21 protein-coding genes and 3 tRNA genes are annotated in these 18,978 nt (G+C 61.9%); 6 read left to right on the forward strand and 18 right to left on the reverse strand.

The features are described 5' to 3' along the window. The first annotated feature begins 209 nt into the window (after positions 1-209). Both AB4Y85_RS01800 and AB4Y85_RS01805 read left to right on the forward strand, forming a co-directional pair. Positions 210-500, forward strand: a complete 291-nt coding sequence (locus tag AB4Y85_RS01800; RefSeq protein WP_441983135.1) for a hypothetical protein — start codon at positions 210-212, stop codon at positions 498-500. Between the two features lie 97 nt (positions 501-597). Then, the gene (locus tag AB4Y85_RS01805; protein WP_441983136.1) at positions 598-1,512 is read left to right on the forward strand and encodes a DMT family transporter; all 915 of its coding nucleotides are present in this window, start codon (positions 598-600) and stop codon (positions 1,510-1,512) included. 110 nt (positions 1,513-1,622) lie between these two features. Here AB4Y85_RS01805 and AB4Y85_RS01810 read toward each other — a convergent pair. The 6 genes from AB4Y85_RS01810 to AB4Y85_RS01835 form a co-directional block, all read right to left on the reverse strand. Next, positions 1,623-1,699 (reverse strand) — tRNA-Arg (locus tag AB4Y85_RS01810). Between the two features lie 22 nt (positions 1,700-1,721). Continuing rightward, positions 1,722-2,027, reverse strand: coding sequence for an ETC complex I subunit (locus AB4Y85_RS01815; protein WP_441983137.1), 306 nt, complete (start codon positions 2,025-2,027; stop codon positions 1,722-1,724). Between the two features lie 36 nt (positions 2,028-2,063). After that, positions 2,064-2,140 (reverse strand) — tRNA-Pro (locus tag AB4Y85_RS01820). A gap of 79 nt (positions 2,141-2,219) precedes the next feature. Then, positions 2,220-2,627: a DUF192 domain-containing protein gene (locus AB4Y85_RS01825; protein ID WP_441983231.1), complete on the reverse strand. Its 408-nt coding sequence runs from the start codon at positions 2,625-2,627 to the stop codon at positions 2,220-2,222. Positions 2,628-2,686: 59 nt separating this feature from the next. Further along, positions 2,687-3,307 (reverse strand): cold-shock protein, encoded by a 621-nt coding sequence (locus AB4Y85_RS01830; protein WP_441983138.1) that lies wholly within the window; start codon positions 3,305-3,307, stop codon positions 2,687-2,689. A 129-nt stretch (positions 3,308-3,436) separates the two neighbouring features. After that, a complete protein-coding gene (locus AB4Y85_RS01835) occupies positions 3,437-4,192 on the reverse strand; it encodes an SIR2 family NAD-dependent protein deacylase (RefSeq protein ID WP_441983139.1) in 756 nt (251 codons plus the stop codon). A 63-nt stretch (positions 4,193-4,255) separates the two neighbouring features. Here AB4Y85_RS01835 and AB4Y85_RS01840 point away from each other — a divergent pair, with 63 nt between their 5' ends. Further along, entirely contained in the window at positions 4,256-5,254 is a 999-nt protein-coding gene (locus AB4Y85_RS01840) for a DUF1624 domain-containing protein (RefSeq protein ID WP_441983140.1), read from the forward strand. A gap of 9 nt (positions 5,255-5,263) precedes the next feature. Here the strand turns inward: AB4Y85_RS01840 and speB are convergent, their stop codons facing one another. The 3 genes from speB to AB4Y85_RS01855 form a co-directional block, all read right to left on the reverse strand. Beyond that, complete coding sequence (gene speB, locus AB4Y85_RS01845) at positions 5,264-6,298, reverse strand: agmatinase (RefSeq protein ID WP_441983141.1); 1,035 nt, start codon at positions 6,296-6,298, stop codon at positions 5,264-5,266. Between the two features lie 17 nt (positions 6,299-6,315). After that, positions 6,316-7,515 (reverse strand): ornithine--oxo-acid transaminase, encoded by a 1,200-nt coding sequence (gene rocD / locus AB4Y85_RS01850; RefSeq protein WP_441983142.1) that lies wholly within the window; start codon positions 7,513-7,515, stop codon positions 6,316-6,318. A gap of 99 nt (positions 7,516-7,614) precedes the next feature. Continuing rightward, positions 7,615-8,142, reverse strand: a complete 528-nt coding sequence (locus AB4Y85_RS01855) for an Lrp/AsnC family transcriptional regulator (RefSeq protein ID WP_441983143.1) — start codon at positions 8,140-8,142, stop codon at positions 7,615-7,617. Between the two features lie 297 nt (positions 8,143-8,439). On the opposite strand from AB4Y85_RS01855, the gene AB4Y85_RS01860 reads away from it, so the two are divergent. Together AB4Y85_RS01860 and AB4Y85_RS01865 are read left to right on the forward strand one after the other, a co-directional pair. Then, complete coding sequence (locus AB4Y85_RS01860) at positions 8,440-9,051, forward strand: 2-dehydro-3-deoxy-6-phosphogalactonate aldolase (RefSeq protein ID WP_441983144.1); 612 nt, start codon at positions 8,440-8,442, stop codon at positions 9,049-9,051. A 70-nt stretch (positions 9,052-9,121) separates the two neighbouring features. Beyond that, entirely contained in the window at positions 9,122-9,373 is a 252-nt protein-coding gene (locus AB4Y85_RS01865) for a hypothetical protein (RefSeq protein WP_441983145.1), read from the forward strand. A 58-nt stretch (positions 9,374-9,431) separates the two neighbouring features. Here AB4Y85_RS01865 and AB4Y85_RS01870 read toward each other — a convergent pair whose 3' ends face one another. From AB4Y85_RS01870 to AB4Y85_RS01910, 9 genes are all read right to left on the reverse strand, one after another. After that, positions 9,432-9,665, reverse strand: a complete 234-nt coding sequence (locus tag AB4Y85_RS01870) for a DUF6894 family protein (protein ID WP_441983146.1) — start codon at positions 9,663-9,665, stop codon at positions 9,432-9,434. 155 nt (positions 9,666-9,820) lie between these two features. Further along, positions 9,821-9,895, reverse strand: a tRNA-Glu gene (locus AB4Y85_RS01875). 77 nt (positions 9,896-9,972) lie between these two features. Next, the gene (gene recJ / locus AB4Y85_RS01880) at positions 9,973-11,760 is read right to left on the reverse strand and encodes a single-stranded-DNA-specific exonuclease RecJ (protein WP_441983147.1); all 1,788 of its coding nucleotides are present in this window, start codon (positions 11,758-11,760) and stop codon (positions 9,973-9,975) included. Between the two features lie 51 nt (positions 11,761-11,811). Continuing rightward, positions 11,812-12,252: a GNAT family N-acetyltransferase gene (locus AB4Y85_RS01885; RefSeq protein ID WP_441983148.1), complete on the reverse strand. Its 441-nt coding sequence runs from the start codon at positions 12,250-12,252 to the stop codon at positions 11,812-11,814. 83 nt (positions 12,253-12,335) lie between these two features. Beyond that, positions 12,336-13,334 carry a class II fructose-bisphosphatase gene (glpX, locus tag AB4Y85_RS01890; protein WP_441983149.1) on the reverse strand — a complete coding sequence of 333 codons (999 nt, stop codon included), beginning with the start codon at positions 13,332-13,334 and terminating at the stop codon, positions 12,336-12,338. Between the two features lie 59 nt (positions 13,335-13,393). Continuing rightward, positions 13,394-14,719 (reverse strand): homoserine dehydrogenase, encoded by a 1,326-nt coding sequence (locus AB4Y85_RS01895; protein ID WP_441983150.1) that lies wholly within the window; start codon positions 14,717-14,719, stop codon positions 13,394-13,396. A gap of 114 nt (positions 14,720-14,833) precedes the next feature. Continuing rightward, on the reverse strand, positions 14,834-15,226 hold the full coding sequence (locus AB4Y85_RS01900; RefSeq protein WP_441983151.1) for a hypothetical protein: 393 nt from the start codon (positions 15,224-15,226) through the stop codon (positions 14,834-14,836). Between the two features lie 140 nt (positions 15,227-15,366). Then, positions 15,367-16,587: an LL-diaminopimelate aminotransferase gene (locus AB4Y85_RS01905; RefSeq protein WP_441983152.1), complete on the reverse strand. Its 1,221-nt coding sequence runs from the start codon at positions 16,585-16,587 to the stop codon at positions 15,367-15,369. 69 nt (positions 16,588-16,656) lie between these two features. Further along, the gene (locus AB4Y85_RS01910; protein ID WP_441983153.1) at positions 16,657-17,037 is read right to left on the reverse strand and encodes a hypothetical protein; all 381 of its coding nucleotides are present in this window, start codon (positions 17,035-17,037) and stop codon (positions 16,657-16,659) included. 110 nt (positions 17,038-17,147) lie between these two features. On the opposite strand from AB4Y85_RS01910, the gene AB4Y85_RS01915 reads away from it, so the two are divergent. Next, positions 17,148-18,965: a PHA/PHB synthase family protein gene (locus AB4Y85_RS01915; protein ID WP_441983154.1), complete on the forward strand. Its 1,818-nt coding sequence runs from the start codon at positions 17,148-17,150 to the stop codon at positions 18,963-18,965. Positions 18,966-18,978: the final 13 nt, after the last annotated feature.

An 18,978-nucleotide genomic window follows, 5' to 3' on the forward strand; every position in this document is an offset into this window, starting at 1 on the left:
GAGAGGTGAAACGGCTTGAAAATGCCCATTTGCGTGTTCGTTTGTTGGGATAACGTCATTTAGGTTCGATGCACAGTCGGCATCCAGGAATGCGCCTTCCCTTGAGGCTCTGAGCAGCCATAGCTTGCGCCCAGCGCATCCCTGCCGTCTCGCTTGTGCATTGCACAAACTCAGGACTCCTACGTTATGGGGTGCACAGGAGAAGCGGAATGCTTGGAACGAAGAAGAAAACAGCCCCTCAGGGCCGCCGCGTCACGCGCGTCGATGCTCCGGCGCTTGAAGAAGCCATCATTGCGGCTCAGGGCCTGACCGACGACATCGAGAGCCAGATCGAGATCGCCTGCCAGCTCATGGGGATGTCGGACGATGAAGTTCGTCCCGCCGTCCTGCAAGCCGCTGCGCAGCCGCGCCGTGCCGAGCGTATCCCCAGCTTCGAGCGCGCCGAGGGCCCTAAAGCCGTCGTCGTGGAGCGCCGCCGCCCTCGCATCATGGCCCGCTGATACGCCAAAGCATATCCGCCTGGCGCAACCATGGGTTCTTTGTCTGCCCGTGAGATTATAAGTATCATTGCAGAATAATTTTCTTTGAGACGCCCGAATGATCAAAGGCATCGTCCTCGCTTTCCTTGCCTTTGCAGTCTTCGCCTGGGGCGACGCAGTGGTGAAGGCCATCGGCCATGACCTCGATCCCTTCGAGGTCACCTTCTTCGGCTACCTCATTCCCCTCATGCTCTCCCCCGTCTTCATGAAGCCGGGAGACAAGATCCAGGATCTCGTGCGCTGGAAGCGCCCCTGGTTGATGACGCTGCGCGTGTTCTTCATCTCCATCACGACGCCTCTGAGCGTCATGGCCTTCACAAGCCTGCCCTTCGCCGAAGCCTTCGCGCTGCTCTTCCTCATGCCGAGCCTCGTGACTGTGCTCTCGATCTTCGTGCTTAAGGAAAAAGTGCGCTGGCGGCGCGGACTTGCGGTCTGCGCGGCTTTCATCGGCGTTCTCATCATCGTCCGTCCAGGCTTCAAGGAACTCCAGCCCGGCCATCTCGCGGCCATCGCCGGCGCGCTCTGTGCGGCGGGCGGCGTGATCATGGGGCGGATGATCGGCACGACGGAAAAGCGTTATGCGCTGATCGGCAGCGTGTTTCTCGGCACAACGGTCATCGCCGGCATTCTGATGATCCCCGGCTTCTCCTGGCCCAATCTGAACCAGTGGATCCTGCTCCTCGCCTTCGCCGCCACCGCGTTCGTAGCCCAGGCGCTTTTCATCGTGGCGACGACCTACGCGCCCGCGGATCGCATCGGCGCCGCCCAGTACAGCCAGATCCTCTGGGCGCTCGCCATCGGCGCGCTGTTCTTCAATGAATGGCCGGATGCGCTGGCCCTCGTCGGCATTGCCATCGTCGTCGGCGCGGGCCTGTTCATCTTCGCCCGGGAGCAGACCCTCAAGAAAGGTACGTCCGAGCCTCTCGCCGCCATCGTGCCGGAGCCGAAATCGCCGACCCCGGCGGTCGATTAGGCTTGCCTGCGTCCTCACCTCAATCGCGCCACAACGACGAAGGCCATGGAGCGATATATCCGCTCCATGGCCTTTTATACTTGCAGCCTCTCGGCCCGATTCTTTGGAAATGGCGACCCCTGCAGGGCTCGAACCTGCGACCTACTGCTTAGAAGGCAGTTGCTCTATCCAGCTGAGCTAAGGGGCCGTCGGGCCGCAGCGGCCAGAAATCAGTGGGTCCAGGGACCGACGCGATTGAACTTGAAATTGTCCGAGTAGGACATGGTGCGCCGCTTCACCTCGTGCGGCTCCTCCACACGGTAGGCAATGCCCTCGCGCTCGGCGTAGGCCATGGCCTCTTCCTTCGTGTCGAACCACAGGCGCAGCTGCTGGCGGGTGTCGCCCGAGCTGGTCCAGCCCATAAGCGGCTCGATCTCGCGGGGTTTGTCCTGCTCGAATTCCAGAAGCCATTGCTTGGTCCGAGCCATGCCGGACTGCATTGCGGATTTGGCGGGCTTATAGATCCGTGCGGGCATCGATTTCGGCACTCTCTCAAGGACTTTACCGGTGGATGGTCGGGGCGGCAGGATTTGAACCCGCGACCCTCTGCTCCCAAAGCAGATGCGCTACCAGACTGCGCTACACCCCGCCTCTCGGCACCGGTAAGGCTTTCGCTATCACGGACCCCTGGCTTCAGCAAGCGCCAGAAATCGACAGAGACGAGAACTTTACCGCTTGAACAGCGGATGCTCGAGCTTGTCCCCGGGCTTGATTCCCAGGCGGGCCGCGGTACCGGCATTCAGCTCCAGAACGGCCAGCACCGGTTCGCCTGAAGGAATGGTACGAGTGGATAAAGGTTCCGTGTTCGCGGCGATGCGGGCAATCGTGCCGTCCTGGCGCACAAACAGCATGTCCAGGGGCAGATAAGTGTTCTGCATCCACATGGAGACCGGCTCGACCCGCCCGAAATCGAACAGCATGCCCTGGTTCGCCGGCATGGAGCGGCGATACATCAGGCCCTGAGCGCGGTCAGCGTCGTTGCGGGCCACTTCAACCTGGAAGGTCTGGCGCTGACCGCCTTGATTGGCAATGGATAGAGATTCGAGGGCCTGCGCATAGGCCGTCCCCGCCAGCATCACGACGAGACCGATGGCCTGAAGGCCCAGCCGGAACTGCTTCAACACATTCGAGCCCATCAGTGGGAGTGAGGCAGGTTCATCTCGGCGAGGCGAACCTCCGCCGCCATGAGGCCCTTAGAGCCGTCGCCGAAGCGCACATACACCTTCTCGCCGGGCTTCAACTCCGCAATGCCGTAGCGGCGCAGCGTTTCCATATGCACGAAGATGTCCGGCTTATCCTCGCCCTGGGTGAGGAAACCGAAGCCGCGCAGACGGTTGAACCACTTCACCACGGCAGGCTCGAGCCCGCTGGTCGGCACCACCTGCACATGGGTGCGAGGCAGCGGCAGCTCGGACGGGTGCAGAGCCGTGGATTCATCGAGGGAGACGATGCGGAAGGCCTGCAGGCCGCGCGGGCGCTGGACAGCCTCGACGACAATGCGGGCGCCCTCGTTCGCGGCCTGATAGCCGTCTCTGCGCAAGCAGGTCACGTGGAGGAGCACATCGGCGCCACCGCTGTCGGGTACGATGAAGCCGAAGCCTTTCGCCACATCGAACCACTTGATCCGGCCGCTCACCTGAACGAGTTCAAGCGCGCTTTCATCCGGAACAGGCTGGGTGACCTCGCGGCGACCCTGATCGAGAGAAGAGGTTTCCTCTCGAAGATTGAAGGACTTGGAGCCGAAATCGCCAGTCATGCAGAAACCCAAACTCGAATCAAAGAACCAGATTCTTAAGAAGAAGATAACATCGTCCTGAATCAGGGGAAGCCTGAAAGAGCCATTTGAGGGCGATGAAATTTTCGGCAAACGGCGAGGTTATTGAAACTACGGGATAAAACTGGACAGAACGGCGCCAATTTCTGCGCGGATCACCAGATCGGCAACATGATCGAGCGGCGTCGGCTCGCGATTGACGATGACCAGGGCCGCCCCGTTCTCCTTGGCGAAGGCCGGAAATGCCGCCGCCGGATAGACCACCAGGGATGATCCGAGCACGAGGCAAAGGTCGCAGGACGCGATCAGCTTCTGCGCTCGGCGCATTTCCGTCTCGGGCATGGACTGGCCGAAGGATATTGTTGCAGATTTCAGCACCCCGCCACAGGCTACGCATTCAGGCGGCTCACCGGAGGCCTCGAACCGCTCCCGGATCCAGTCGAGTTCATGCCTTCGCTCGCAGGACAGGCATTTGGCGTAAGTCCCGTTGCCGTGCAGCTCGATCACCTGATCGTCCGACAAGCCCGAGTCCTGGTGCAGGCCGTCGATATTCTGGGTGATCACGGCGGGCATACGCCCGGAGGCGACGAGCGAGACTAATCCCATGTGCCCCATGCTCGGCTGTGCATCGCGATAGATATCGTCCATGGTAAATTTGCGCCGCCACGCCTCACGGCGCGCCTCCGCGCTCTGCACGAAATGCTCGAAGGGGATCGGCTTGTTGCGCATCCAAGGACTGTTGGGCGAGCGAAAGTCCGGTACGCCGCTTTCCGTCGAGATCCCCGCCCCGGTAAACCCGGCGACGATGCGGGACTCTTGAATCATTTCCTGCAATGTGGCGATTGACGCGGCGATGTTCTCGGTCATGTCACTCAATATAGAACATGCGGGCGGAGACAGAATGCCCTGCGACGGACAGGATAGGACAACGTGAGTTCAGATTTCTCCCGAGCCCAGGAGGCTGTGGAACGCGCATATCCACCGGCTGCCCAGGCAATGCTGGTCGCGTCTCAACGCTGGGATGCCATCGATGTCGCGCGTGGGCTCGCGATCGTAGCCATGATCGTCTACCATTTCAGCTGGGACCTGAGCTTCTTCAAGCTGATCGAGACCAACATTCTGCATGTGCCCGCATGGCGTTGGTTCGCGCGGGGCATTGCCGACTCGTTCCTGTTGCTGGCAGGTATAGGCCTCGCGCTCGCCCACGCTCAGGGCTTTCGGAAACGGCCTTTCCTCAAGCGTGTCCTGAAGGTCGGTGGCGCGGCGCTCGCCGTCACGCTGGTGAGCTTCTTCGCCTTCCCTCAGAGCTACATATTCTTCGGCATTCTGCACTGCATTGCCGTCTCAAGCCTGCTCGCGCTGCCTTTCCTGCGGCTGCACCCTGCCCTCACACTCGTGGCCGCTGCCTTCTGCATCGTCGCGCCCTGGCTCTTCACGAGCCTTGCCCTCGATGCGCCCTATCTCGATTGGCTCGGGCTTGGGGCGAGCGATCCTGTGACGAACGATTACGTGCCGATTTTCCCGTGGTTCGGAATGGTGCTGATCGGCGTCGCCATCGGCAAAATGCTGGTGTCCCGGCATGCAACGATGGCGCTTGCACGCTGGAGATCAAGCAATCCCATCTCGAAGGCTCTCATATGGGGTGGGCGCAAGAGCCTGCCGATCTACCTCATCCACCAGCCAGTCCTGCTCGGCATCCTCTACGGCGTATCGCAGATGACGGGACCCGTGCCCGTTGCGGCCTGTCAACAGATCTGCCTGCAGCAGAACGGCAATCCGGCCATGTGCCCTTCGGTCTGCTCCTGCATCACGGAAGCCCTGCCACAGAGAGACCTCTGGCAGCGCCTTTTGAAGGATCAGGCGTCACCGGAAGATGACCGGCGGATTTCGGCAGCAGCGCAGCAATGCATGCGCCGCCCGCCGTCCTAGAAGCGTTGCCTAAACGACGCTCAGCTGCGCGTCCTTGCCAATGCGCTCGGAGCGGGCTTCGGCAAGTAGGCACAGCAGCTCGAAGGCGATGGATGCGCCCACGAGCGCGGTGTTGCCGGATTGGTCGAGCGGCGGGGAGACTTCCACCATATCGGCACCGATGAGGTTGAGATGGCGGAAGCCGCGCACGAGCTGCAACGCCTCGCGGCTCGTGAAGCCGCCGATCTCCGGCGTCCCGGTGCCGGGCGCGAAGGCCGGATCGATGGAATCGATGTCGAAAGTGAAATAGGCCGGCTCCATGCCGACCACGCGGCGGGCTTCAGTGATGGCATAGGGAATGCCCTTCTCCACCACCTCTTCCATGTCGATGATGCGGATACCTTGGTCGAGAGCCCATTGTCGCTCGTCGGCGGAATACATGGTGCCGCGAATACCGATCTGCACCGTGCGTTTCGGGTCGAGAACGCCATCCTCGATGGCACGGCGGAACGGCGTGCCGTGAGTCAGCTTCTGCCCGCCGAAGAAGGTGTCGCCTGTGTCGCTATGCGCATCGATATGGATCATGCCCAAAGGCCCCTTGGAGGCGAGAGCGCGCAGGATCGGATAGGAAATGATGTGGTCGCCGCCGATGGAGAGGGGCGTGACGCCGCCCTGATGGAGATATGAAATCTCCGCCTCGATGCGCCGAATTGTATCCACCACATCGATGGGATTGATCGGCACGTCGCCCACATCGGCACAGGCGCAGAGATCGTAGGGCCCGACCAGAGTGCCGTAATTAACCTGACGCATGAGGGATGAAGCCTCGCGCACCTGACGCGGACCAAGGCGTGCGCCAGGCCGATTGGTGGTGGCGCCGTCGAAGGGAATACCGAGGATCGCGATATCGATCTCGCCCGGCGCCTGGGTCGGAGAAAGGTGAGGCAACCGCATGAATGTGGAGATGCCGGCGAAGCGCGGCAGCACCATGCCGGAGAGAGGCTGATAGGCTTCCAACCTCTGCTCGCGGGTTACCGGGTTCGTCTTCTTCAAATTCTGAGCCATACCTGTCGAATCCTCGTTCAATGGACGACGCGGGCGAAAACCCGCTCGATGCGCTCCATGCCCCAATCGATCTCGTCGCGCGTGATCGTGAGCGGCGGCGCGAAGCGAAGGACGGTTCCGTGCGTGTCCTTCGAGAGGATGCCGTCTTTCAAAAGCGCGTCGCAGACGGCACGGGCCGAAATGGCATTGGCATCCACTTCGACGCCGACCCACAGGCCGCGCCCGCGAACATCTTTCACGATGTTGCTGCGCATGGCGCGCAGCCGATCAAGGAGATAGCCGCCCATTTCGGCGCTGCGCTCCACAAGGTGCTCTTCTTCGATAACCGCGAGCGCCTCCATTCCGATCCGTGCCGCGAGCGGATTGCCGCCGAAGGTGGAGCCGTGGGAGCCGGGATCGAACATGCTCATCAGATCGCGCATGCCGACGAAAGCCGAGACGGGGTAAACACCGCCGCCCAGCGCCTTGCCGAGAATGAGGCCGTCCGGCTTTATTCCCTCGTGCTGATGCGCGAACCAGCGGCCGGTGCGCCCGAGGCCGGACTGTACCTCGTCGAGGATAAGGAGCACATTGTGTCTGTCGCAGATAGCGCGCAGTTCATTGAGATAACCTTCCGGCGGCACCACGATGCCCGCCTCGCCCTGGATCGGCTCGATCAGCACGGCGCAGGTGTTGGGCGTGATGGCCCGCTCCACGGCTCCGGCATCGCCGAAATCCACCAGCCTGAAACCGCCATCGAACGGCCCGAAGCCGTCGCGATAGGATTCATCCGATGAGAAGCCGACGATGGTGGTCGTGCGTCCATGGAAATTGTTGTTGGCGACGATGATCTCCGCCTGATCCTTGGCGATCTTCTTCGAGCGATAGCCCCAGCGCCGCGATGCCTTGATGGCAGTCTCGACCGCCTCCGCGCCCGTGTTCATGGGCAGCGCCATGTCGAGTTCCGTGATCGCGACAAGGCGCTCCAGAAATGGCCCGAGGAGCTCCGTATGGTAGGCACGGCTCGTGACGGCAAGCTTAGAGGCCTGCTCCATCATGGCCTTGAGGATGCGCGGGTGGGAATGGCCGAGGCTGACCGCCGAATAGGCGCTCATCATGTCGAGATAGCGCCGCCCTTCCGTGTCATGGACCCAGACGCCCTTCGCATCTCTCAGGACGACGGGAAGGGAATCGTAATTGGCGGCGGTGACGGATTTTTCGAGCGCGATGCTGTCCATAGGATCCTCCATGGACAAGCTTATGAGAGGCCTGTCGTGATGGAGGCTGAAATTGGGAGCACGCGCAGCCGTTTCTGTCGTGATCGGCTGGTCCCGTCGTCAATCCTCGCTGTCGGGCATGGGATAGCCGTCGAAGCTCTTGAGGGTCTTGAGGACGAAGGTGGTGTGGATGCGGCCGATACCGAAGCCCGTATCGGCCAGGAATGCGTCGGTCAGGGCCTCATAGGCGGAAAGTGTCGGCGCAACGATGCGGGCGATATAGTCGTACTCGCCGTTCACGACCTGAAGCTCGACCACGCAAGGATGCGCCATGAAGGCCCGTTCCAGCCGCTGCCGCGTGGCGGTGGACGGATCGCGCATGCTGATCCCGGCGAGCGCGATGATGTCGTGGCCGAGGGCAGCAGGCTCTACCAGCACGGTGTAGCCACGAATGACGCCCTTCTGCTCCAGCCGCTTCACCCGCTCGAGGCAGGGGCGCGGCGACAGCCCAACCTTTTCCGACAAAGCCTGATAGGTGATACGTCCGTTCCGGCGCAGAGCCTCAAGGATCAGAAGATCAATCCGGTCGAGCGAAGTCTTGGCTGATCGGCCCAGCAGCTTCGAAGGCGGCTTCATAGTGATGCTCAAGCGAAGATCCTCTGCTGCGCACGGCTCCGGTAAAAGGTAGCTCGTCTCTATATTACCAGAAGGGAGCGTTGCAATTCCATGTTCACCTGGAAATGGACGTCATAGCGGCGCGCGTCAATCAGCAGTTGCTGCAGCATGTGAAGCTCGTGCAACTGGCACATGAGAAGCTGCGTTCGCCCGCACGGCATGTGAATTAATCGCGACAAATGTGAACCGCTGGAAAATTCCGGCGGTTTTCGCGTTAAGCTCCCGACTCAGATGCCATTGCGCAAGGGTGCTGACGTGCTGCTCCATTACATGACTCATCTCCCCCTCATCGCTATTTTAAGGGGATTGAAGCCTGAGAATGCGGAAGCCGTCGGCCATGCTTTGGTAACGGCTGGTTTTCGCATCATAGAGGTTCCCCTGAACTCCCCGGAGCCGTTCCGCAGCATCGAGATTTTGGCAAAGACGATGCCGGAAGACGTACTCATCGGCGCAGGCACTGTGCTGGAGCCCGATTTGGTGAACGGCGTGCATGATGTGGGCGGCAAGCTCATCGTCATGCCCCACACGGATGTGGAGGTCATCAAACGCGCCAAGGAACTTCGCCTGATCTGCACCCCTGGTGTCGCCACGCCGACTGAGGCTTTCGCGGCCTTGAAGGCGGGCGCGGATGCCATCAAGATTTTCCCCGCCGAGGCGACGCCGCCTGCCGTCGTGAAAGCATGGCGCGCGGTACTGCCGAAGGATGCCATCGTGCTGCCTGTCGGCGGCATCAAGCCTGACAATATGAAGCCTTATTTGGATGCCGGCGCCAACGGCTTCGGCCTCGGCTCGGCTCTCTTCACGCCCTCGATGTCGGTTGACGAGATCGCCGGCAATGCACGCGATTTCGCGGCAGCTTGGCAGGCGCTTCGCGCAAGCTGAGCCTCCCTGAACAGGAACCCTCTCTCAAGGAAAGCGTTCTCAGCGCAAAGGTCTTTTCAAGGAGTTTGCAATGAAGAAGCTAGCTTTTGTTCTGGTTGCGTCCGTTCTCAGCACGGCGGCTTTCGCACAAGACACGACCACGACGATCACGAAGGAAGAAGGCGTTCTCGGCAGCTCGACTACAATCGAGCAGAAGCGCGAGCCGAGCACCACTTCCTCGACGACGGTCACGACGGATTCGACCGTCGGCTGCACCACGGAAACGAAGCAGAAGACGGACGAGTTCGGCGATACTACGACGAAGAAGAAGACAGAGTGCTGATCAGGCGCTCCGCTTCGAACAGACAAGGCCCGGTCGAAAGCCGGGCCTTTTCGATTCTTCAGCGACGCTTGCCTCCGCGCCCAGCGCGGAAGAATGGCACCGTCAGCAGGCGGCGACCCGTCTCATCCAGAATCTCGAGCTCGATATTGCCTGCATCGGCCAGCTCCTCACGAAGCTCCTCGACCGTCGCCAAAGCTTCGGCGCGAGCCGCCTCGAAATCCGGCAGCTCGATTCCCTCATCGTCTTCGTCGACGTCATAGCCGTCCCGGATGTTGAAGAAAAAGCGTGGCATGGCGTTTCGTTTCGTGAAGAAGGCTTACAGTAAAACAACCGTACCAGAGCACGGTTTCAATCCCATGTACGACCACTGCCATGCACATGAAAATTCAGTCACGACAATGCCGGGCTTGGCGACATATCAGGAAGCAAATTCTCTGGGAAAAGAAGTGGCGCGCCCTAGGGGAGTCGAACCCCTCTTTCCTGCGTGAAAGGCAGATGTCCTAACCGATAGACGAAGGGCGCGCTGACTTCGGGGCAGTGCCTCCGAAGTGGGCGAACCTATAGATGGGTTCGCATTGCACTGCAAGGGTCAGATTGCATTATTCAGGCCTTGCGGCATCCATAATGCGAAGCTCCGCTTTTTCATGACCGCCCCAGCGGTCAATGGACAAGGTTCCGGCCACATGCAGAGCGTTGCCCATAGCCTGTGAGAGCACGTTCCCGAGCGGCTGCCCCGCTGCGCGGAAGGCAATTCCCCCGATCATGGAGCCATCCCCTGCCCTCAGCTTCACGCGCATATGCCCGCCGCTGCCGACCTCGCGCGCTTCGATCAACCTATGCTGTGGAAAAACGAAAACCGGCTCAGGCTGGCCCGAGCCGAACGGCCCAGCCCGCTCCAGCGCCGTCACGAGGCCCGGCTGGGCACCGGCTGCGGTGAGCGTGGAATCGATAGCGAATTGATCGTTGAGCCGCATGGTGCTGACAGGATCGTTCAGCCTTTCGGTGACGAAGGCGAGGAAGCGATCCATTTCGGCGGCCCGAATCGTGACGCCCGCCGCCATGGTGTGCCCGCCGCCCTTGATGGCGAGACCGGCATCAACCGCGGCGCGCACCGCATGGCCAAGGTCCACGCCCGGCACGGACCGGCCTGAACCGGTGGCCGTACCGTCCGCATTCACCGTGAAGGCGAAGGCCGGGCGGCGGAAACGTTCTTTGGTGCGGGCAGAGATCAGGCCGACGACCCCGGGATGCCACTCAGGCGAAGATGTCACCAGAACAGGTTGGTCGGGCATGCGTTCCAGGGCCAGAAGAGCCTGAGCCTCGGCTTCCTCCACGGCCACAACCTCGATGGCCTGACGCTCCCGGTTCAGGCGGTCGAGCTCGGCTGCGATCTGACCGGCCTGGACTGGATCCTCCGTCAGAAGCAGCCGCGAGCCGAGAGCGGCATCGCCGATGCGCCCACCCGCATTGATGCGCGGCCCCACGAGATAGCCGAGATGCCACGCTTCGGGAGCCCCGGCGAGCCCCGCAGTGTCGAGCAGGGCCGCCAAGCCGACGCGGCCACGGCTCTTCATGATGGCGAGGCCCTGGCGCACGAAGGCGCGGTTGAGGCCGACGAGCGGCACCACATCGGCCACAGTCGCCAAAGCCACCAGATCGAGACTTCCCATCAGGTCGGGCTCGTGCCCTCGTTGAAAGAATCCCCGCGTGCGTAGGGTTCGGTTCAGGGCCACGAGAAATAGGAACACCACGCCTGCCGCGCAGAGATGTCCGAGGCCCGAGAGATCGTCCTGCCGGTTCGGGTTCACGATGGCGAGCGCCTCCGGCAGTTGCTCGGGCGCCTGGTGATGATCGAGCACGACCGGATCGAGGCCGAGCCGCTTCGCTTCGGCCAATGGCTCAATACTGGCGGTGCCGCAATCGACGGTCACCAGAATATCCGCGCCCTGTGCTTTAAGGCCCCGGATGGCATCCACATTCGGGCCATAGCCTTCGGTGATCCGGTCCGGAATATGGATGGCGTAGGTGATGCCGCAGGCGCGCAGATATTCGGCGAGGAGTGCGGCGCTGCAGGCGCCGTCCACGTCGTAATCGCCGAAGATTGCGACCTTTTCGTTCCGCTGCACCGAATCCGCGAGGCGCGCGGCCGCGGCCTCCATATCCGTCAGTACATGCGGATCGGGCATCAGGTCGCGCAGGCGCGGGTTCAGGAAACCTTCAGTCTCATGCAGGCCCACGCCTCTCCCGGCCAGCACACGGGCCAGAATGTCGGGCACGCCGTGGGTCTGGGCGATGGCGAGCGCGATCGTGCTCTGCGAGGCATCGCAGCGCTCGACCCAGGTGCGTCCGAGGGCGGACTGGGTCACGCCCAGAAAGGGTTTCGGCATGAGGAGAGGAGCTGATTCTGTCACAATGGTTCTATTAAGCACGAAATGTGGTCAAAACACCTTGCGGTATTGAATGAACCCGCTTCGGGCCGCAACCTTGTCATAGAGGGTCTGGGCCGTCGTATTCGTCTCGTGGGTCAGCCAATAGACCCGCGCCGCCCCGTGAGCTTTCGCCTTTTCGTAAACGGCTTCGATCAGCGCCCGCCCGGCACCCTGCCCCCGCGCTTCCTCCGAGGTAAAGAGGTCCTGAAGATAACAGTAATCCTCAACCGTCCAGGTGGAGCGGTGATAGATGTAATGAACGATGCCGACGATCTTCCCGTCGAGCACTGCGGCAAGCCCATGAATGAGCTCGGCGGGATCGTTGAGCCGCCGCCACGTGACATCCGTGACCTCGGCGGGAACGGATGCCTTGTAAAAGGTCAGATAACCTTGCCACAGACGCTCCCACGCCTGACGATCTTCCGGGGTGAAGGGGCGAATTTGGATCATGAGAATTCCTTGGGCCTTAAACGTGGATGGCCGGGACAAGCCCGGCCATGACGCAAATACGAAAGGTCCGATCCTCGATATGACTAGTCGAGGTGGAACTTCGACAGCTCGCGGTGCTCGCCGTAGATACGGCGCACGGTGCCGGTGGCGGAGCGATAAACCACTGTCTCGGTGGTGATCACGTCCTTGCCGAAATGAACGCCCATGGTCAGCGCACTGTCGGTCACGCCGGTTGCGGCGACGATCACGTCGCCTCGGGCGAGGTCCGTCATGTCGTATTTCTTGTTCGGGTCGGTCACGCCCATCTGGAGGGCGCGGGAGCGCTTTTCCTCGGTGTCGAGGATCAGACGAGCCTGCATCTGGCCGCCGATGCAGCGGAGTGCACCCGCCGCGAGGACGCCCTCAGGCGCCGCGCCGATGCCGAGATAAAGGTCGATGCCGGTCTCGGCAGGCTTGGTGGTGAAGATCACGCCCGCGACGTCACCATCGGAGATCAGGCGAACGCCGGCGCCCGTCTTGCGGATCGCGGCAATCAGCTCCGTGTGGCGCGGGCGGTCGAGCACGAGGCAGTTGATCTCGTTGGGCTTTACGCCCTTCGCCTTGGCGAGGTTGTGAATGTTCTCTTCCGGAGAGGCATCGAGATCGACGACACCGGTGGGATAACCCGGGCCGATGGCGATCTTGTGCATGTAGACGTCGGGAGCGGCCAGCAGCGTGCCGGCCTCGGCCATGGCCATGACGGCGATGGAGCCGGGCATGTCCTTGGCGCAGAGCGTCGTCCCTTCCAACGGATCGACGGCGATGTCCACCTTGGGCCCGTTCTTGTTGCCCACCTTCTCGCCGATGAAGAGCATGGGCGCCTCATCGCGCTCGCCCTCGCCGATGACCACCGTTCCATCGATTGGGAGCTTGTTGAGCTCGCGACGCATGGCATCCACGGCAGCTTGGTCAGCGGCCTTCTCGTTGCCGCGCCCGCGAAGCCGGGCGGAGGCCACGGCGGCGCGCTCGGTGACGCGGACGAGCTCCAAGGTAAGGATGCGCTCGATGAGTTGCCCCGGTTGGACGGTAATGCCTTGCGACATGGACGTGTCGTCTCCCTTTTGAAGATGAACGGACGGACCCGTGGTCCGCCCAGCAGATGTTAATCGCGTTCGATGCGAATGACTTGGGGCGGCTCGGCGATAAGACCATCCCCAGAGATCTTTTCAAGCGCTGAGCGGATGGAGGCTTCCGTCGCCGCATAGGTAATAAGAACGAGGGACACCGGCGCGCCGGAGCGGCCATGCGGGTCCTGCGTCGCCGCGATCTCGGAGCGCTTCTGCAGAATGCTCTCGAGCGAGATGTCCGCCTGCGCCATACGCGTCGCGACGCCCGCAGCCACGCCCGGGCGGTCATGCACGGTCAAACGCACATAATATCCGCCCTCATGGCGCTGCATGGGCGCGCGCTGGGCCTTTTCGAGCTGGCTCGCCGGGCGGCCGAAGAGCGGCTGCACGGTTCCGGTGGCTACATCCGCGATATCCGCCACGACTGCGGAGGCTGTGGCGTCACCTCCCGCACCTGGGCCGATGAGGGTCAGCTCACGCACGGCATCGGCATCGATAGTGACCGCATTCGTTACGCCCATCACCTGGGCGATGGACGAGGTGCGCGGCACCATGGTCGGATGGACGCGCTGCTCGATGCCGGTTTCCGTACGCTCGGCGACGCCGAGCAGCTTGATGCGGAATCCCAGCTCCTTCGCCATGGCGAGATCGAGCGGCGTGATCGAGGAAATGCCTTCCACATAGATCGCCTCGGCATCGATCTCGGTGCCGAAGGCAAGGCTCGTGAGGATCGCGAGCTTGTGGGCGGTGTCGAAGCCTTCCACATCGAAGGTCGGGTCGGCCTCCGCATAGCCGAGACGCTGAGCGTCCGCCAAGCATTCCGCGAAGGTCATGCCCTCCAGCTCCATGCGGGAGAGGATATAATTGCAGGTGCCGTTGAGGATGCCGTAAAGGCGCGACACCCGGTTGGCGGGAAGTGCCTCGCGCAGGGTCTTGATGATCGGAATGCCGCCGGCGACCGATGCCTCGAAAGCAAGCGACACGCCCTTGGATTCGGCGAGCTTCGCCAGTGCAAGGCCATGCTTGGCGAGCAGCGCCTTGTTGGCCGTGACGACGCTCTTGCCGTGGTTGAGGGCTGTCTGCACAGTTTCCAGCGCAGCACCGTCGGCGCCGCCGACAAGCTCAACCACGCAATCCACATCCGCCGAGCGGGCAAGCTCGACCGGATTGCCGAACCACGTGCAGCGGGAGACATCCACGCCCCGGTCCTTGGACTTGTCGCGGGCGGAGACCGCCACAACCTCGACCGCTCGCCCGCCCCTTTGGGCGACGGCCTCGTTCTGGCGAGCGAGAATGCGAATGACCGACGCGCCGACCGTACCGAGGCCGGCGATGCCGATCCGAAGGGGTTGAGGCGACAAGCCCGGCCTCCTTGGATGGATCATGAGAGCAATAAAGGTCGCGCCCTTTTACGGTGCCACCCCGCGTCTGTCCATTCCTCCCTTGCAAGCCGGCATGTCTGGAGCAGGGTTTGCTTATTCGACTTTCCCGCCCGTGACCGGATCGAAGAGCACTCGACGGCCATCGACCGTATGAACGGAGATCCGTCCCTCTGTCCAAGCCAGCCGATTGGCCCAGAACTGACCCTGATGCTTTTGCGTGATCAGTTCCAGGTCGGAATAGATATCGCTCAGGACTATGCTTCTGACCCGCTTGCCCAGCCGGTAGAGGGTGAAGGCCTCGCTGGACGGCAGGCTTTTTCCCAGGAAAAGGAAGTCGTCTCCGACAGCACTCGTGACAAGGTTCAGGCAATCGTCGCTGACGGACATGGCAGGCGCATAGGCATCCAATGTCCAGAAGGGCTTCGGCCCATTCGGATCGAGCCTGAAGACCGTGATCTGCCCTTTTTCGGAGTCGGCACGGGCCATGCAGGCTCCGTTCTCCGATCGGACCTCATAGGTCGGAGGCAGCAAGGGCGGCGAGGACGCGGAAGTCGGACCAGCCTGCATCGCAATTCCGATCCCACAAACGATGAGGAGAGCCCGCGCGGCGGGCTCTATGCCCCTCGTCACCCCCTGCGTGCCATCGGCACCACATTGTGGAGCGTCTGGTCGGCGGTGTCGAAGAACTTGCGGATGTTGCGCGCGGCCTGGCGGATGCGCTGCTCGTTCTCCACAAGGGCGATACGTACGTAATCGTCGCCATGCTCGCCGAAGCCGATGCCGGGGGCGACCGCCACATCGGCCTTCTCGACCAGCAGCTTCGAGAATTCCAGGCTGCCCATGTGGCGGAATTTCTCCGGAATCTGCACCCAGGCAAACATGGAGGCGCTCGGTGCCGGAACCGACCAGCCCGCTTTCTCGAACGAATCGACCATTACGTCGCGGCGCTTCTTGTAGGTGGCACGCATCTCGCGGATGCAGTCTTCAGGGCCGTTGAGCGCTGCGGTGGCTGCCACCTGAACCGGCGTGAACGCGCCGTAATCGAGATAGGATTTCACGCGGGCCAAGGCAGCCAGGAGGCGCTCGTTGCCGACCGCGAAACCGATGCGCCAGCCCGCCATGGAGAAAGTCTTCGACATGGAGGTGAACTCCACCGCCACATCGATGGCGCCGGGCACCTGGAGAATAGACGGCGGCGGGTTGCTGTCGTCGAAATAGACCTCGGAATAAGCGAGATCCGACAGCAGGATCAGCTCGTGCTTCTTCGCGAATGCCACGAGGTCGCGATAGAAGTCGAGCGAGGCCACATAGGCCGTCGGGTTCGACGGGTAGCAGACCACCAGCGCCACCGGCTTCGGGATGGAGTGCATCACGGCGCGCTCGGCGGCCACGAAGAAATCGGGCGTCGGCTCGGCGGGCACGGAGCGGATCACACCACCGGCCATCAGGAAGCCGAAGGCATGGATCGGGTAGCTGGGATTGGGGACCAAGATCACGTCGCCCGGCTCGGTGATGGCCTGCGCCATGTTGGCGAAGCCTTCCTTGGAGCCAAGGGTCGCTACCACCTGCGTATCGGGATTGAGCTTCACGCCGAAGCGGCGCTCATAATAGCCGGCCTGGGCACGACGGAGGCCGCCGATGCCCTTGGAGGCGGAATAGCGGTCCGTGCGCGGCTTGCCGACCGTCTCGACGAGCTTGTCGATCACATGTTGCGGAGCTTGAAGGTCCGGGTTGCCCATGCCGAGATCGATGATGTCGGCGCCATTGGCGCGGGCGGCGGCCTTGATGCGGTTCACTTGCTCGAAGACGTAGGGAGGCAGGCGCTTGATGCGGTAAAAATTGGACATTGTTTCAATCCTTCGAGCGGAATCGCAATATTTGTATAAATTCTACCGCGTCCAATTGGAATTCTTGTTCTACCTTGATTTCTGCGGCCTTCTGACCGGCGCGGGAAGCGGCTCTGGCGGAGGAGTGCCTCCCAGGCGCGCGGCTGCGGCTCCGGCGGCCTCGTTGCGGGCACGCATGGCATCGAGCTCGGCTTCGGCCTTCTTCACTTCGTCTGCGGTGCGGGCTGCGGTCGGGCGTCCGTCGACTGCCCCACCGATGGGCATGTAATCTAGGGATTGCGGACGGGAATTCGCTACGAAATCCGGCGACGGCGCGGTCGTGGGACCTGCACCTACGGAAGTCGCGACGTTGCGGACCGTCTCGCCTGCACAGGCCGTGACGCCGACACCGATCAGGATCATCAGCACGAGAGCCGAAACGCGGGAGGCCGCAGGAGAGTTGATACGCATAATTGGTACCCGAAATTCTAAGTTGTCTCTGGCACAGGTCAGAGATCGGACGTTAAGATGCTCGAATTGCAGCCCCTGAGCAATGCCGCGACATAGAGGGAGATCGCCTTATGGACAAGCCATATGGTGGCGAGAAGACAGAATCTTCTTCGCCTGCATCCTCTCCCGATTTCGAGGAGCTCTCTCGGAACATGGCTCGTTTCATCGAGGGAGCGACCAAGGCCACAGCCGCTTATCTCAAGCCCTTGGAGGAACGGCAGGCTCCTCCCGAGGTCGCAAATGATGCTTCCGAGGCCATCAGGACCTTGGGCAAGGTGGCCGAAGCCTGGATGACCGATCCCCAGAAGGCCATGGAAGCACAGACGCGCCTCGGCTCCCAGTTCTTTACTCTGTGGGCCTCTACCCTCAAGCGGGCTCAGGGCGAGGAGGCAGAGCCTGTCGCCGAGCCGGAACCCAAAGACGGGCGGTTCAAGGATCCGGAATGGTCCCAGAACCCGATCTTCGATTTCCTGAAGCAGGCCTATCTCATTTCCTCACGTTGGGCCGAAGACCTCGTGGAGGATGCGGAAGGGCTCGACGAGCGGACACGGCACAAGGCGCAGTTCTACCTCAAGCAGATCTCAAGCGCCCTCTCGCCTTCCAACTTCCTCCTGACCAATCCGGAGCTGATCCGCGAGACGATCAAGGAGAACGGCGCCAATCTCGTGCGCGGCATGACCATGCTGGCGGAAGATATCGAGGCGGGCGGCGGCGCGCTGAAAATCCGCCAGACCGATCCCACCGGCTTCAAGGTCGGCGTCAACATCGCGGCCACGCCCGGTAAGGTGATCTTCCGCAACGATCTGATCGAGCTGATCCAGTATGCGCCGACCACGGAGAAAGTGCTCAAGCGCCCCCTCCTCATCGTTCCGCCCTGGATCAACAAATTCTACATTCTCGATCTCAATCCGGAGAAAAGCTTCATCCGCTGGGCCGTGTCGCAGGGCCTGACGGTCTTTTGCATTTCATGGGTCAACCCGGAGGCGCAGCACGCCGAAAAGGGCTTCGAGCACTACATGCGCGAGGGCATCTTCGCGGCGCTCGATGCTATCGAACAATCGACGGGCGAGAAGAAAGTGACGGCTATCGGCTATTGCGTGGGCGGCACTCTGCTTGCCACCACCATGGCCTATATGGCGGCCAAACGCGACAAGCGGATCGACAGCGCGACTTTCTTCACCGCGCAGGTGGATTTCACCCATGCGGGCGACCTCAAGGTCTTCGCGGACGAGGAGCAGATCCGTTCTCTCGAAGCCGACATGAAGAAGCGCGGTTATCTTGAAGGTTCGCGTATGGCCAATGCGTTCAACATGCTACGGCCCAATGATCTGATCTGGTCTAACGTGGTCAATGTCTACATGAAGGGTCAAACGCCCTTCCCGTTCGATCTGCTCTACTGGAATTCCGATTCCACGCGCATGCCCGCGGCGAACCACGCTTTCTATCTACGCAACTGCTATCTCGAGAACAGGCTCACCAGGGGCGAGATGGAGCTGGCGGGCGTGAAGCTCGATCTCAAGAAGATCAAGGCGCCGATCTTCAACCTCGCGACAAAGGAAGACCACATCGCCCCGGCCCTGTCCGTCTTCAAAGGCTCGCAGGCCTTCGGCGGCCCGGTGGATTTCGTGCTGGCGGGGTCGGGCCATATTGCAGGCGTCGTGAACTCTCCGGCAAAGCCCAAGTACCAGTTCTGGACTGGAGGCCCGGTGGAAGGAACGCTGGAGGAATGGGCCGGCAACGCGACCGAGAATCCAGGATCGTGGTGGCCCTATTGGTTTTCCTGGGTCGAGAAGCAGGCCCCGAAGCTGGTGCCCGCGCGCGAACCGGGAAGCGGCAAGCTCAAACCGCTCTGCGACGCGCCTGGGACTTATGTGCTGAAGAAGAGCTGAAGCCGCCTGCATA

This window comes from Microvirga sp. 2YAF29 (assembly GCF_052114605.1).
Taxonomy (GTDB): domain Bacteria; phylum Pseudomonadota; class Alphaproteobacteria; order Rhizobiales; family Beijerinckiaceae; genus Microvirga.